At 70.1% G+C, this 14,141-nt stretch carries 13 protein-coding genes; 6 read left to right on the forward strand and 7 right to left on the reverse strand.

Features of this window, described 5'->3' with window-relative positions; translation table 11 throughout:
• Window positions 1-4 precede the first annotated feature (4 nt).
• Window positions 5-766 (reverse strand): NAD(P)H-dependent oxidoreductase, encoded by a 762-nt coding sequence (locus tag LTT61_RS07585; RefSeq protein ID WP_233019220.1) that lies wholly within the window; start codon window positions 764-766, stop codon window positions 5-7.
• A 57-nt stretch (window positions 767-823) separates the two neighbouring features.
• Window positions 824-3,013, reverse strand: coding sequence for a malate synthase G (locus LTT61_RS07590; protein WP_233019221.1), 2,190 nt, complete (start codon window positions 3,011-3,013; stop codon window positions 824-826).
• Between the two features lie 149 nt (window positions 3,014-3,162).
• Here LTT61_RS07590 and LTT61_RS07595 point away from each other — a divergent pair, with 149 nt between their 5' ends.
• The 4 genes from LTT61_RS07595 to LTT61_RS07610 are packed head-to-tail and all read left to right on the forward strand — an operon-like array spanning window position 3,163 to window position 6,552.
• Window positions 3,163-3,903, forward strand: a complete 741-nt coding sequence (locus tag LTT61_RS07595; protein ID WP_233019222.1) for an SDR family NAD(P)-dependent oxidoreductase — start codon at window positions 3,163-3,165, stop codon at window positions 3,901-3,903.
• Between the two features lie 50 nt (window positions 3,904-3,953).
• Complete coding sequence (locus tag LTT61_RS07600; RefSeq protein WP_233019223.1) at window positions 3,954-4,577, forward strand: TetR/AcrR family transcriptional regulator; 624 nt, start codon at window positions 3,954-3,956, stop codon at window positions 4,575-4,577.
• Window positions 4,578-4,579: 2 nt separating this feature from the next.
• On the forward strand, window positions 4,580-5,869 hold the full coding sequence (locus tag LTT61_RS07605) for an acyl-CoA dehydrogenase family protein (RefSeq protein WP_233019224.1): 1,290 nt from the start codon (window positions 4,580-4,582) through the stop codon (window positions 5,867-5,869).
• Between the two features lie 2 nt (window positions 5,870-5,871).
• Window positions 5,872-6,552 (forward strand): hypothetical protein, encoded by a 681-nt coding sequence (locus LTT61_RS07610; protein WP_233019225.1) that lies wholly within the window; start codon window positions 5,872-5,874, stop codon window positions 6,550-6,552.
• Window position 6,553: 1 nt separating this feature from the next.
• Here the strand turns inward: LTT61_RS07610 and LTT61_RS07615 are convergent, their stop codons facing one another.
• A complete protein-coding gene (locus LTT61_RS07615) occupies window positions 6,554-8,413 on the reverse strand; it encodes a tetratricopeptide repeat protein (protein ID WP_233019226.1) in 1,860 nt (619 codons plus the stop codon).
• A 234-nt stretch (window positions 8,414-8,647) separates the two neighbouring features.
• Here LTT61_RS07615 and LTT61_RS07620 point away from each other — a divergent pair, with 234 nt between their 5' ends.
• Window positions 8,648-10,189 carry an acyl-CoA synthetase gene (locus LTT61_RS07620; RefSeq protein ID WP_233019227.1) on the forward strand — a complete coding sequence of 514 codons (1,542 nt, stop codon included), beginning with the start codon at window positions 8,648-8,650 and terminating at the stop codon, window positions 10,187-10,189.
• Window positions 10,190-10,242: 53 nt separating this feature from the next.
• Entirely contained in the window at window positions 10,243-10,857 is a 615-nt protein-coding gene (locus LTT61_RS07625; RefSeq protein WP_233019228.1) for a dihydrofolate reductase family protein, read from the forward strand.
• On the opposite strand, the gene LTT61_RS07630 is transcribed toward LTT61_RS07625, so the two are convergent.
• The 4 genes from LTT61_RS07630 to LTT61_RS07645 form a co-directional block, all read right to left on the reverse strand.
• Window positions 10,832-11,548: a siderophore-interacting protein gene (locus LTT61_RS07630; RefSeq protein ID WP_233019229.1), complete on the reverse strand. Its 717-nt coding sequence runs from the start codon at window positions 11,546-11,548 to the stop codon at window positions 10,832-10,834. The genes LTT61_RS07625 and LTT61_RS07630 overlap by 26 nt on opposite strands.
• Before the next feature lie 121 nt (window positions 11,549-11,669).
• A complete protein-coding gene (locus LTT61_RS07635) occupies window positions 11,670-12,011 on the reverse strand; it encodes a hypothetical protein (RefSeq protein ID WP_233019230.1) in 342 nt (113 codons plus the stop codon).
• Entirely contained in the window at window positions 12,008-13,429 is a 1,422-nt protein-coding gene (locus LTT61_RS07640; protein WP_233019231.1) for a M48 family metalloprotease, read from the reverse strand. Before LTT61_RS07640 ends, LTT61_RS07635 begins: the two co-directional genes overlap by 4 nt.
• Before the next feature lie 120 nt (window positions 13,430-13,549).
• On the reverse strand, window positions 13,550-14,107 hold the full coding sequence (locus LTT61_RS07645) for a TetR/AcrR family transcriptional regulator (RefSeq protein ID WP_233019232.1): 558 nt from the start codon (window positions 14,105-14,107) through the stop codon (window positions 13,550-13,552).
• Window positions 14,108-14,141: the final 34 nt, after the last annotated feature.

A 14,141-nucleotide genomic window follows, 5' to 3' on the forward strand; every position in this document is an offset into this window, starting at 1 on the left:
CAGCCTAGCGACCGCGGACATGCAGCCCGAAACCCCCGGTACCGGAAACCTCGCGTCCCGGCGCCAGCCGCAGCGCTCGGTCGTAGTCCCCGCCCGCCTGCCTGCGGTACCGGATCGGCTCGGTCCGCTCCAGCTCGGAGAGCCGCCCGCGCAGCTGTCCGGCCAGCTCGGCGAAGCGCTCGTCGTCCACCCGGATGGTGCCGTGCGCGACGAAGGGCGGCAGCACATCCATCCCCGGGTAGTACAGAATGCCGTGCTGGATGGGGAAGAGCAGCTCGTCGATCGGGCCGTTGATGCCGCGTTCGGAGTACGCCGGCTCGCGCCCGCCCACCGCGACCACCAGCATGCCGCGCTTCCCGGCCAGGACGCCGTCGCCATAGCGGGGAATCGCGGTGCCGCCCGCGCCATAGGCGAAGCCACAGGTGAAGACCCGGTCCACCCAGCCCTTCAGAATGGCGGGCAGGGAGAACCACCAGAGCGGGAAGTGCAGCAGCACGGCGTCGGCCCAGAGCAGCTTCTCCTGCTCGGCGCGAATATCGGCGGCCAGTGTGCCGGTTGCGTAAGCCTCGCCGGAGGCGAGCATGAAGTTGTGCTCGGTCACCTCGCCGAAATCGGCGGCATCGGCGCTCGCCTTCCAGCCTGCGGCGTAGAGGTCGCTCACGACCACCTCGTGACCGTCGGCGCGGAGCTGTTCCACGGCAACGTCTTTCAGTGCTCCGGTGAGCGAATCGGGTTCGGGATGGGCGTACACGATCAGAACCTTCATGCCCCGGACAACGCGAATGCCCCCGGCCGGATTCCGGCCGGGGGCGTTCGCCGAGAACTAGCTGCCGTTCTTGGCCGCCAGCGCCTTCGCCTCGCGGCGGCGCCGGTGCAGGATCGGCTCGGTGTACCCGTTGGGCTGCTTCGTCCCCTCGAGGATGAGCTCCTTGGCCGCCTGGAAGGCGACGCTACCGGCGAAATCGGGGGCCAGCGGGCGGTAGGTGGGGTCGTTCGCATTCTGCCGGTCCACGACCGGGGCCATCCGCTCCAGGCTGGCGACGACCTCGTCCTCGGTGACGATGCCGTGCCGCAGCCAGTTCGCCATGAGCTGGCTGGAGATGCGCAGGGTGGCGCGGTCCTCCATCAGCGCGACGTCCTTGATGTCGGGCACCTTGGAGCAGCCGACGCCGTGGTCGATCCAACGCACCACGTAGCCGAGGATGGACTGCGAGTTGTTGTCCAGCTCCTGGCGCTTCTCCTCGTCGCTCCAGTTCGGCTCGGCGGCCAGCGGGATCTGCAGGATCTGGTCGACGTCGGCGCGGCGGCCGCCCTTGACCAGCTCCTTCTGCCTGGCGAGCACATCCACCAGGTGGTAGTGGGTGGCGTGCAGGGTGGCGGCGGTGGGCGAGGGCACCCAGGCGGTGTTGGCGCCCGCCTTCGGGTGGCCGATCTTCTGCGCCAGCATGTCGCGCATGAGGTCCGGCATGGCCCACATGCCCTTGCCGATCTGCGCGCGGCCGCGCAGCCCGACGGCGAGGCCGGTGTCGACGTTCCAGTCCTCGTAGGACAGGATCCACTGCTGCGTCTTCATATCAGCCTTGCGGACCATCGGCCCGGCCTCCATGGAGGTGTGGATCTCGTCGCCGGTGCGGTCGAGGAAGCCGGTGTTGATGAAGACCACGCGGGCGGCGGCGGCCTGGATGGCGGCCTTGAGGTTCACCGTGGTGCGGCGCTCCTCGTCCATGATGCCGACCTTGAGGGTGTTGCGCTCCAGGCCGAGCACGTCCTCGATCGCGGCGAAGAGGTCGTTGGTGAAGGCGACCTCGTCCGGGCCGTGCATCTTCGGCTTCACGATGTAGACCGAGCCGGTGCGGCTGTTCTTCAGCGCGGCGTCGGCGCGCAGCGCGTGCTTGGCGATGAGCGAGGTGATCAGGCCGTCCAGGATGCCCTCTGGCACCTCGTTGCCCTCAGGGTCGAGGATGGCGTCGGAGGTCATGAGGTGGCCGACATTGCGCACGAAGAGCAGCGAGCGGCCGTGCAGGGTGAGCTCGGAGCCGTCCAGCGCGGTGTAGACGCGGTCCGGGTTCATGGTGCGGGTGAAGCTCTTGCCGCCCTTGCTGACCTCTTCGGCGAGATCGCCCTTCATCAGGCCGAGCCAGTTGTGGTAGCAGAGCACCTTGTCCTCGGCGTCGACCGCGGCGACCGAATCCTCGAAGTCCATGATCGTGGTGACCGCCGACTCCAGCACCACGTCCTTGATCCCCGCGGTGTCGGTGCTGCCGACCGGCGACTCCGGGTCGATCTGGATCTCGATGTGCAGGCCGTTGTGGATCAGCAGGATCGAGGTCGGCGCCTCCGGGGTGCCGAGGTAGCCGACCAGCTGCGAGGCGTCGGCCAGGCCGATCTCGGTGCCGTCCTCCAGCCCGACCTCGAGCTCACCGTCCACGATCTTGTACGAGGTGGAGCCGATGTGCGAGCCGGTGATCAGGGTGACCGAGTCGTCCAGGAAGTTGCGCGCCCACTCGATCACCTTGTCGCCGCGGACCCGGTTGTAGCCGGAGCCCTTCTCGGCGCCGCCCGTCTCCGGGATGGCGTCGGTGCCGTAGAGCGCGTCGTAGAGCGAGCCCCAGCGGGCGTTCGCGGCATTGATCGCGAAGCGCGCGTTGCTCACCGGCACCACCAGCTGCGGGCCCGCGGTGACGGCGATCTCGTCGTCCACGTTCGCGGTGGTCGCCTCGAAATCGGCGGGCTCGGGGCGCAGGTACCCGATCTCGGTGAGGAACTGCTTGTAGGCGGCCCTGTCGTAGTGCGCACCGGGGTGCTCGCTGTGCCAGGCGTCCAGCTTGCCCTGGATCTCGTCCCGCTCGGCCAGCAGCGCGCGGTTGCGCGGCGCGAACTCGGTGATCACCCGCTCGGCGCCGGCCCAGAACGCGGCGGAATCCACGCCGGTTCCCGGCAGGGCCTCGTTCTCGATGAACGCGTGGAGAACGCCTGCCACCTGGAGTCCGCCGACCTGAACCCGCTCTGTCATCTACTGCCTCGCTTCCGAGAAGGCCGATGGAAAAGTCGCTGTCATGTTACCCGTCGGTAAAGCCGCGCCGGGGTCACGCCCCCCTGATACTAGTCAGCGCCGGATCAATGTACTGATCGGAACATTAGAGGTGAGCGGAGAGGTCGGCGATGACATTGGACGGCAGGGTCGCACTGGTCACCGGTGGCGGTCGCGGGCTCGGTGCGGAGATGGCGCTCGCCTTCGCGGCGGCGGGGGCGGATGTGGTGGTCGCCGGGCGGCGGATCGAGTCCTGCGCCGCGGTGGCTGAGCGGATTCGCGCGGAGCACGGGCGGCGCGCGCTGCCGGTGGCCTGCAACGTGAGCCACTGGGAGCAGTGCGACGCGCTGGTCGAGGCGGCGTACGGCGAGTTCGGGCGGGTGGACGTGCTGGTCAACAACGCGGGCTCCGCGCCGCTCTACCCGAGCCTGGCCGAGGTGCCCGAGGCGCTGTTCGACAAGGTGATCGCGGTGAACCTCAAGGGGCCGTTCCGGCTCGGCGCGCTGGTCGGCGCGCGGATGGCAGCGGCGGGCGGGGGCTCGATCATCAATATCTCCTCCATCGAGGCGACGAATCCGGAGCCGCACGCGGTGCCCTACGCCGCCGCCAAGGCCGGGCTGGAGGCGCTCTCCGGTGGGCTGGCGCGGACCTACGGGCCCGCGGTGCGGGTCAATACGATCCGCTGCGGGCCGTTCGACACCGATATCGCCGATGCCTGGCCGGACGAGTTGCGGGCCGAGCTGGAGCGGCGCAGCACGCTCGGGCGGGTCGGGAAGCCGGCGGAGATCGTCGGCGCGGCGCTGTATCTCGCGGGCGAGGCGTCGGGTTTCGTCACCGGCGCGGTCCTGGCGCTGGACGGCGGGTGGCGGTGAGGGCGCCCGCCGGGGCGAGCGGTGCCGGTGTCCCGCGCGATCCCGATCCCGTGCCGCGGCGGCGGGGGCGCCCGCCCGCGACCGAGTCGACCGCGATCGAGACTCGGCGGCGCATCCTGCAGGTGGCGGCGGAGCTGTTCGCGCGCAACGGCTTCCACGGCACGGGGGTTGCCGAGATCGGCGCCGCGGCGGGGGTGCAGCGCGGCGCGCTCTACTACCACATCGGCTCCAAGGAGGAGCTGCTGTGGCACATCCTGCGCGACTACACCACGCTCATGCTCACCGCGGCCGAGCGGATCCGCGACCGCGGCGACGACCCGGTCACAACGCTGCGCGCGCTCATCGGCTCGCACGTCGAGCTGATCGTGGCGCACCGCCGCCCGGTCGCGGTGCAGCTCCGCGACGTCACCGCGCTCACCGGCGACCGCGCCACCGACCTGCAGGAGCTGCGCGACCGGCTGCAGCGCTGCTGGCAGGCCGTGCTCGACGCCGGGTACGCGGCGGGCGCGCTGCGCACCGCCGACCACGTCGTCACCAACAGCATGCTCGGCATGCTGAACACCGTCTCCTCCTGGTACCGCCCGCACGGGCCGCACACCCCCGCCGCGATCGCCGAGATCCTGGCGGGAACCCTGCTCGACGGCCTCGTCGTCGGCGACAGCACGAAAGGTTGACCATGGCGTGGGATTTCGAGACCGATCCGGAGTACGGGGCGGAGCTGGAGTGGGCGGCGGAGTTCGTCCGCACCGAGGTCGAGCCGCTCGACCTGCTCTACCCGAATCCCTACGACCGCACCGACACCGAGGCCATGGCGCTGCTGCGGCCGCTGCAGGAGCGGGTCAGGGAGCGCGGCCTGTGGGCCTGCCACCTCGGCCCCGAACTCGGCGGCCCCGGCTTCGGCCAGCTGAAGCTGGCGCTGCTCAACGAGGTGCTCGGCACCTCGGTCTGGGCGCCGTCGGTCTTCGGCTGCCAGGCGCCGGACTCGGGCAACGCCGAGATCCTCGCGCACTACGGCACGCCGGAGCAGAAGGAGCGCTGGCTGCGGCCGCTGCTGGCCGGAGAGATCGGCTCCTGCTACGTCATGACCGAGCCCACCGGCGGCGCCGACCCCGCGCTCTTCACCGCGCGCGCGGTGCGCGACGGTGACGAGTGGGTGATCGACGGCGAGAAATGGTTCAACTCCAATGCCGAGTTCGCCGCCTTCCACATCGTCATGGTGGTGACCGATCCGGCGGCGGGCGCGTACCGCGGCATGTCCATGTTCATCGTGCCCGCGGGCACGCCGGGGCTGGAGATCGTGAAGAACTTCCACGTGCGCGGGTTCAGCGAGCACGAGGGGCACCTGCGCTTCACCGGCGTCCGGGTGCCCGCCGACCACCTGCTCGGCGCGCAGGGGCAGGGGTTCGTCGTCGCGCAGACCCGGCTCGGCGGCGGGCGGGTGCACCACGCCATGCGCACGGTCGCGCTGGTACGGCGGGCCTTCGACATGATGTGTGAGCGCGCGGTCTCCCGGCAGGTGCGCTCCGGCGCGCTCGGTTCGCTGCAGATGACGCAGGAGAAGATCGCGGACAGCTGGATCGAGATGGAGCAGTTCCGGCTGCTGGTGCTGCGCACGGCGTGGCGCATCGACCGCGAGCGGGACTACCTGAAGGTGCGCAAGGACATCGCCGCCATCAAGGTCGCCATGCCCAAGGTCATGCACGACATCGCGCAGCGCGCGCTGCACCTGCACGGCGCCATCGGCGTCAGCGACGACCTGCCCTTCGTCGACATGCTCAGCTACGCCGAGGTCATGGGGCTGGCCGACGGCCCGACCGAGGTGCACAAGATCACACTGGCCCGCGAGGTGCTGAAGACCTACGCGCCCGGCGACCCGGTGTACCCCTCCGGCTACCGCCCCGCCCTGCGCGAGCGGGCCCGCGACCTGGTCGCGCGGCGGCTGGAGCACGCGGTGGGCAATCTGTAGCGGTGCACGCATCGTTGAACCCGGCCCCGCGTGAGCGGATGGCAGCCGCGCGGCGCCGGGCCCCCGCTCCCCCGCTGCAGGCCGCCGTCCTGGTGGCCGCGGTCCTGGCCGCCGCGCTCGCCGCGCACGGCGCCACCGTCGTCGGCGACCGGCCGATCTGGATCACGGCGCTGCTCGCCGGGATCTGGATCATCTTCCCCGCACTGCTGCTGACCAGCGTGTGGCGGATGCACGCCGCCGTCGGCGCGAAGCCGGGGCGGGTGCTCGGGCCGCTCGAGCTCGGCGCCGCCGCCGCGTCCGCCGCGGCGCTGGTGCTGCTGGTCGACGGTTCGCCGTTCGCGGCGCTGCCCGCCGCCGTCGGCGCGGTCGCCGGTGGCGCGGCGCTCCTCGTCCACCTGCGCGGCCGCAGGCGCCGGGAGCGGCGCAGTGCGCTCCGCGCCACCGGAAGGGAGGTCGAGGCGGTGATCACCGACGACGGGCTCGGCCGGTTCCGGCCCACCCCGAACCCGAAGCTCACCCGGATCACCGTCGAGTACGGGGACCGGATACTCACGCTGCCCGCGCAGCAGGTTCCGGCGCGGCCGCTCGCCGTCGGCGACCGGGTCCGGCTGTGGGTGGATCCGGCCGATCCGGAGCGGTGGACCGCGGCGGCGGACAACGGGGTCTCGCGGCTGCTCGACTGAGTCAGCAGACGGGGAGCGGATCGCGGAGGTCGGGGCTGCCGCCGTACCGGGCCGTCATCAGTTCGGCGTAGCTCTGCAGCGCCCGGCGGCCGTCCGGCATCAGGAGCGGCGGGGGTGGGGCCATCGGGAGGGTCGCACTCGCGATCAGCGCGCCGACACCGCGCACCGGTTCGGCGCTGTCCGCCTGCGGTACGGCGGTGCCGGACAGCGGCGACCAGGGCGCGAGGCCATCGAGATCGATCGCGAACTGCTCGTCCCCGGTTCCGCTCGGTGACGTGTACACGCCGGCGTTGATGGTGCTCTCGACCAGATCGGCGACCAACTGCGCGTCGCCGGCGGCATCGGCCATGGCGAAGAGCCGCGCCGTCGCGTCCCGCAGCGTGCCGTTCCAGGACGAACGGAGGGCCGCGCGGTCGAACTGGAAACGCGTCCCGTCCAGGTACAGCACGGCCGGGATCATGGCGCGCAGCGCCGCGTCGAGCAGTTCGGCTCGCTCCGGCGCGTCGGTCGGCATCGCCCTTGCGCGGAAGAACATGGCCGTCGCGCGGCCCGCGTCGATCCTGGCCACCCGGTCGGGCAGGTCGAGCGCAGCCAGCAGTTCCGCCGCTCGCTCGAATTGCTCTTCGGCCTCGGCGAATCGCTCGGCCGGCACGTAGATGAATCCCAGGTTCGCCACGCATGCCGCGAAGCGATCGGCGATGCCGAGCCGTTCGTAGATCTCCAGCGCGGCGCGTACGGCCGCTTCGGCTTCGTCGAACCGCCGCAGTGACGTGAAGGCACTGGCGAGTGCGACCGAGCAATCGGCGATGTGATTCTCGTTGCCGAGTTTCCGCTCGAGTTCACGGGCGGGGAGCAGCACCTTCTCGGCGTCCTCGAAACGCTTGATCTCGGTGTAGAGGTAGCCGAGGTTGACGAGGCAGCCCGAGCTGTACTGATCCAGACCGAGCTCGGCCGACTGCTCCCGCATTCGCAGGAACCAGTCCTCGGACTCCGGATACCGCCCGCTGAAGAGATACAGGGTACCCAGGCTGATGCCGACGAGGAGCGCTTGTGCGCGGTCACCGATGTGGAGTAGCGCTTCCCGGCTCTCGAGCAGGGCTCGCTCGGCGATCTCGTACTGCCCGAGCAGCATATGGGCCTGCCCAAGATTGGCTGTGCACATCGCTGTCTCGTGCGCCAGGTTCAGTGTGCGAAAGGTCTGCATGGCGTTGGTCAGCACACGTACCGCGATCAGTGGACGTCCGGTCGCCATATAGGAACCCGAGAGTGCGAGCGAACAGGTGGCGACCCGGCTCTCGTCACCGTTCGTGATATGCCGCTGAATGCAGCCGAGGAGCAGCTCCTCGCCTTCCTCGTAACGGCCCTGCGAAATGTAGGCGTGGGACAAGCTTTGTTCGATATCGGTGACCACGGAGGCAGAGTCGCTCTCCCCCGACGCGGAATGGAACCGTTTGGCGAGCATCAGGACTTCTTCGGCCTCGACATAGCGACCCATCGTCCAGTAGAGGCCGCCCAGGTTGTAGTTGCAGAGCGCGACCGCGACGTCGTTTCCGAGGGTGGCGAAAGCACCGCGAAGCGCGGTGATCCCTTGCTCGGCCTGCGCGAAACGACCGGTCTCCCGATATACCGCGCAGAGCCCCTGCATGGCATGGCCGGCGTGCTCGACCATGTGCAGCCGGATGAAGCCCTCGAATGTCGCCATGAACGCACGCTCGGCCTCGGCGAACTGTCCGGCCGAAGCCCGCGCGGCCGCCTCCCCGCCTCGGCAGCCGACCGCCACCGCCTCCTGACCCGCCGCGCGGTACAGCTCGCTCGCCATCGCGAACTCCGCCGCGGCATCTCGATGGCGATGCTCGGCCATGAGACTCGAACCCCGCGCCTTGTGCTGGCTCGCCCGGTGTAGATCCGCCGTGCCCATCGCCACCTCCGAACCGTCGTTCCACTCCGCCGACCGGAGCGTAGGAGCAGCCAGGAGCACTGCCAATCCACCGTTCGGAGGACAGCGCGGAAGATCCGCGTAACTCTCGGAACACCGGTTCACTTTCGGCTACTGTCCGGAAGTGAAGCACCCTCTCCGCTCGCCCTGAGGAGCCGCATGTACCCCGGCGCACACGTCGACCGCTTTCCGGACAAGGCCGCGGTGGTGGTGGCCGAAACCGGGGAGACGCTCACCTATCGGCAGCTGGAGGAGAATTCGGTGCGGCTCGCGCGGCACCTGCACGAGGCCGGGCTGCGCCGCGGCGACCACCTCGCGCTGCTCTCCGGGAACGACCCGAAGGTGTACGAGGTCTATTGGGCCGCGCTGCGATCCGGGCTTTACATCACGGCGGTGAACCGGCACCTGTCGGCGCCCGAGATCGCCTACATCGTGAACGACTGCGGGGCACGGGCGCTGATCGTCTCGGCGGAGCCGGCCGAGGTCGCGGCGGAGGTGCTGGCGCAGACGCCCGCGGTGGAGCTGCGGCTGGCGTTCGGCGGGGAGGTCGCGGGGTTCGGGTCGTACGAGCGGGCGCTGGCGGCCGCCTCGGCGGAGCCGCGCGCGGACGAGCCGCGCGGCGCGGACATGCTGTACTCGTCCGGCACGACGGGGCGGCCGAAGGGCATCCGGCAGCCGCTGCCTGAGCGCCAGGTCGGGGACGCCCCCGGCGACACCTACACCGCCATCTTCGGCCCGCTGTACGGCTTCGACAGCGACACCGTCTACCTCTCCCCCGCCCCGCTCTACCACGCGGCGCCGCTGCGCTTCGGCGGCGTGGTGCACGCGCTCGGCGGGACGCTGGTCATCATGCGGAGGTTCGATCCCGAGCAGGCGCTGGCCGCGATCGAGCGGTTCCGGGTGACGCACAGCCAGTGGGTGCCGACCATGTTCGTGCGCATGCTCAAGCTGGACGCGGCGATCCGCGGCCGGTACGACGTGTCGAGCCTGAAGGTCGCGGTGCACGCGGCGGCGCCGTGCCCGGTCGAGGTCAAGCGGGCGATGATCGAGTGGTGGGGCCCGATCCTGTTCGAGTACTACAGCTCCACCGAGGCCAACGGCGCCACCTTCATCGATAGCGAGCAGTGGCTGCGCAAGCCGGGGTCGGTGGGCACCGCCGGGCTCGGCACCATCCGGATCTGCGGCGCCGACGGTGCCGAGCTACCGGTCGGCGAGATCGGCACCGTCTACTTCGAGCGCGACGAGCTGCCCTTCGCCTACCACAACGACCCGGCCAAGACCGCCGAGGCGGTGCACCCCGCGCACCCGGCCTGGACCACCACCGGCGACATCGGCTACCTGGACGAGGACGGTTACCTCTTCCTCACCGACCGCAAGGCGTTCATGATCATCTCCGGTGGCGTGAACATCTACCCGCAGGAGGTGGAGGACGCGCTCGCGCTGCACCCGAAGGTGCTCGACGTGGCGGTGATCGGGGTGCCGGACGAGGAGATGGGCGAATCGGTGCTCGCGGTCGTGCAGCCCGCGCCGGGCGCCGAGCCCGGCCCCGAGCTCGCCGACGAGCTGCGCGGTTACCTGCGGGAGCGGATCGCGCACTACAAGGTGCCGCGCACCGTCGACTTCTCCGACGATCTGCCGCGCACGCCCACCGGGAAGCTGGTCAAGGGGAAGTTACGTGCCCGGTATGTGACCGGCCGATGAATCTGCGCTCCCCGGTCCGTCGGTACCGACAACCGGATCGAGGAGGAATCGCCGTGACGACCGTGATCGCCGACATCACCATGTCCCTGGACGGCTACGTGACCGGAGCGGGCGCGGGCCCCGGCCGCGGACTCGGCGATGCCGAGGAGCTGCACGCCTGGGTGAGCGAGCGGGACGAGGTGGACAGCGACGTCCTGCGCGACGCCACCGCCATCAGCGGCGCGGTGATCATGGGCCGCGGCCTCTACGACGTGGTCGACGGCCCCGGCGGCTGGACGGCCGACATGGGTTACGGCGCGCAGGAGGCGGCCACGCCGCCGTTCTTCGTGGTCACGCGCGCGGCCCCGGCCGAGAGCAGGCTGGTGCGGGAACTCGGCCTGCGGGTCACCTTCACGGACTCGCTGCCGTCGGCGATCGACCGGGCCGCGACGATCGCCGGGGACGGCGCGGTGGTGCTCATGGGCGGCGGTGAGCTGATCGGCCGCGCGCTGGAGGCCGGCCTGGTGGACGAACTACGACTGCACCTGGCTCCCCTGGTGCTCGGCGCCGGCACCCCGCTCTTCCGGCCGGGCACCCGCCGCCACTACCGGCAGCGGGAGGTCCGGCCCTCCCGCAATGCCTGCCACCTCGTCTACGAGCGGATCACTTCCAGTACGCCTGGAACTTGATCGACTCCTTGCTCAGCCCGTGCTTGGTCTTGAGCGTCTTGACGATCGAGCGCGTGGTGCGGCCGTCGCACGCGACCCAGCCGAAGGTGCCCTGCTTCAGGGCGATCCCCTCGGCGGCCTCGCGCAGCAGCCTGCCGTCGTCCACCCGCTGCACCCAGGTGACCTCGTGCTGCGGGCTTGCCTGCACCGGGAGCGTCGGGTCGGACTCGTACTGCCACTCCAGCCACACCCGCGCGGGCGTGTCGCCGAGCGCGCGCAACAGCGAGTTCACGGCGGGCAGCGAGGCGGTGTCGCCGAAGATCACGAACTCGGCGGGCACCGGGTCCGGGATCGCGAAGTTGGAGGCCCCGATATTCTTCATCGCCGACGCCTCGATCACCTCCCCCACCTGCGCGTTCTCCGCCCACACCGAGGCCGGGCCGTGGTGCAGCGCGAACTCGACGCCGAAGGTGTCGTTCTCGGCGTCCTGGTCGACCAGGGTGTAGCCGCGCTGGCGGTAGTTGCCCTTGCCGTCGTCGAACCAGATCCGGATCCACTGGGTCGGATGCACCGGATAGTCGGCGAGCAGGCCGCCCGCGGTGAACCCGACCCGGATGTACTTGTCGGTGATGGCGCGGACCGAAGTGACGGTCAGCTTGTAGTTGTCCGCACGGTAGGCCTTCATCATGAGGCCTTCTAGACCCTTGCTCATAAAGTCAGGTTAGCCTAACCATTGGTGTTCGGAGAACACCTCTGCCGCACCAGATCGAATGCGCGCCCGGCCGGAGCCGCGAGCATGGCGTCGCGGCTCCGCGCGGGCCCTTTACACCGAGTCAAGCGCTGTCGCGGGTCCGGCAGAACTCGGTTAGACCGCGCCGGAGGATGATCGCGGCGATCGTCAGTGCCAGGATCCGGTCATCGCCGAGCGGCAGCGCCGACGCCACGGCCGTCACGTCGGCGGTGAAGTCACCGGTGAGCCCGGCGACGATCTGCGTATCGCAGACCGCTTCCCGGAATCTGTCAATCCGCTCCTCGAACCACCGCATCCCGAACCGGCGATGCTGGTCGTCGTCCACCACGCCCGCCCCGAGCCCCTGCCCGAGCAGCTGCGCACCGAGCGCGGCGTACAGCTCCTCGTCGTCACTCTCGGCGAGCAGTTCCAGGATGTCGATCACGAGGCAGCCTTTCCGAGTGCGGGTTCGAGGATGCTGGCGAGCATCATGCCGAGCGAGTACTTCACGAATTGGTAGTCGCTCGAGCGGGAAGTGCCGTCGTCCGGCACCGGGTCCGCGGCGAAGGCCGCCCCGCGCGTGATGGCCCGCAGAAGCTCGTGGAAGGACAGCGTGCGGGCCTGGTCGAGTAGTCCGTCGATGCGCCGGACGCCCCACGACTCCAATGCCCCCCGCGGTTCACCTCGGCTCAGTAGCTCGACACCGCCGAGCAGCGCGTCGAAGTCCACTCGCGCCAGTTCGGCCGTGATCGGGCTGTTCCGATCGTCGCGCAGATCCCGCAGAGTCGCGGCCGCGCGGGTTGCGTCCGCGCCGAGCCACAGGTCGTATCCGCGGACCATCCGGTATTCGTAGCCCGGGTTCACCGTGGTGTCGAAGGCGGGCGAGGAATGCAGCAGATCCCAGCAGCGCTGATCCAACGGATTCGTCATCGCGACCCCGATCTGCGTCATCCTCGTCAATCCGTGCCCCAGTGCGGCCAGCACCGTCGGGTCGACACCGTCGCGCTCGGTCAGCGCGGCAATTCTGGCCGCGAGGCTCGGATGGGTCTCCGGAGCTCGGATGAACAGTGGCTCCGAGCCGATCGTGATCGCCGAGAGAGCGACCGCAGCGCTGTGCGCAGCCAGCGTCGCGGCATCGCGCCCGCCCAACGCTCGAATCATCAGCTCCAGCCCGAACGCGTCGGCCTCGAATTCGACCCGGTGTGACTCGTCGCGGCTGCGCCGCCCTTCATGCGCGGTGTGCCCGAGAACGACGTGGCCGAGTTCGTGCGCGATGATGAACATCAGGGCGAAGACCGCCGGGGAACCGTCGTCCGCCCGCACGCGATCGGTGAGCCGCACCGGGGAAGCCACCTGCGACGATGCGCCTTCGACACGTTGGCACAGGATGGTGTAGCGAATACTCGCGGCACCAGCCAGGATCGTATCGTCCACTTTCGGCAACCGATCCCGGTGAGCGGCGAACAACCGGCGGCCGAGGGAGATCAGCCGGAAGCGGCTGTGCGTCGCGGACCATGCCAGCAGCAGATCCTTCAGGAGTCCGAGCATGGACAGCTGCGCGTCCGATATCCGAATAACATGAGAGCCATCGGCTTTGCTCAGGGACACCGCCTCGACCGACGTCTGATCGACCATGATCGCCACGGTCCGCTCGGCCTCCACACGGGCCGAACCGTCCAGGTGCTCGGTCAGGTGGGCCAGAATCTCCCGCAGGATGGCGTCGAAGAAGCCCTGCGGCGAACCGTGTTCAGCGAAAACCGTCTCGGCGTGTGCGAGAACGTCTCGTCCGCGCGGATGCTTCTGCAAGCGATCCAGGGCGCGCCGCCGCTCCGAGAACAGATCTCGGCGCATCTTCTCGGCCATCGTTGCGCTGGAATCGTCCGGCTGATCGTGCACAACTCCCCTGACACCCGCGAACATATCTGCCCCGACCGTAGGCGCGGATCGAAGCGCCCGCCGTCGTCCGTTCGGCCGACAGGTGCGTCAGCCGCGTAACACCGCGCGCACGGCGGTGGCGGCGATGTCGCCGTCGGCGAGCCCGCTGCGCGGGATCAGGACGTGCGAGAGCACGATGCGGACGATGATCTCGGCGGCCTGCTCCGGCGGCACCGCGAGCTCGGCGGCGTCCGGGCGGGCGCCGACGATCGGGGTGACGAAGGCGCTCACCGTCTCGACCAGGGTGCCTGCCGAATCCCCGTGCGCGATGGCGGCATCGAGCAGCCAGCGGGGTTCGTGGTCGCGGACCCGGCGGATCACCGGGTGGCCGCGCAGGTGGGTGAGGGCGAAGCGGACGGCGGCGTGCACGACGTCCGGGAGCGGAGCGAAGAGGTCGACCTCGCGGTAGCCGAGCGCGATCATCGCCGCGACCTCGGCGCGGGCGACGGCGCCGATCATGCCGTTCTTGTCGCCGAACTCGCGGTACGCCGTCGCGCGGGAGACGCCCGCGCGCTGCGCGACGGCGGCGAGGGTGAGCGCGTCGAGACCGATCTCGCCCATCATCTCCAGGGCGGTCCGCTCCAGGAGCTCGGCATTCCGGGTCACGCGGCCATTATGCCCGGGCCTTGCCACCCCACCA

This window comes from Nocardia asteroides (assembly GCF_021183625.1).
Classification (GTDB): Bacteria; Actinomycetota; Actinomycetes; order Mycobacteriales; family Mycobacteriaceae; genus Nocardia; species Nocardia asteroides_A.

Coding starts and splice junctions, on each gene's coding strand:
- LTT61_RS07590 (WP_233019221.1), bottom strand. CDS start 3,013: ATGACAGAGCGGGTTCAGGTCGGCGGACTCCAGGTGGCAGGCGTTCTC.
- LTT61_RS07615 (WP_233019226.1), bottom strand. CDS start 8,413: ATGGCCGAGCATCGCCATCGAGATGCCGCGGCGGAGTTCGCGATGGCG.
- LTT61_RS07620 (WP_233019227.1), top strand. CDS start 8,648: ATGTACCCCGGCGCACACGTCGACCGCTTTCCGGACAAGGCCGCGGTG.
- LTT61_RS07595 (WP_233019222.1), top strand. CDS start 3,163: ATGACATTGGACGGCAGGGTCGCACTGGTCACCGGTGGCGGTCGCGGG.
- LTT61_RS07630 (WP_233019229.1), bottom strand. CDS start 11,548: ATGAGCAAGGGTCTAGAAGGCCTCATGATGAAGGCCTACCGTGCGGAC.
- LTT61_RS07605 (WP_233019224.1), top strand. CDS start 4,580: ATGGCGTGGGATTTCGAGACCGATCCGGAGTACGGGGCGGAGCTGGAG.
- LTT61_RS07640 (WP_233019231.1), bottom strand. CDS start 13,429: ATGGCCGAGAAGATGCGCCGAGATCTGTTCTCGGAGCGGCGGCGCGCC.
- LTT61_RS07585 (WP_233019220.1), bottom strand. CDS start 766: ATGAAGGTTCTGATCGTGTACGCCCATCCCGAACCCGATTCGCTCACC.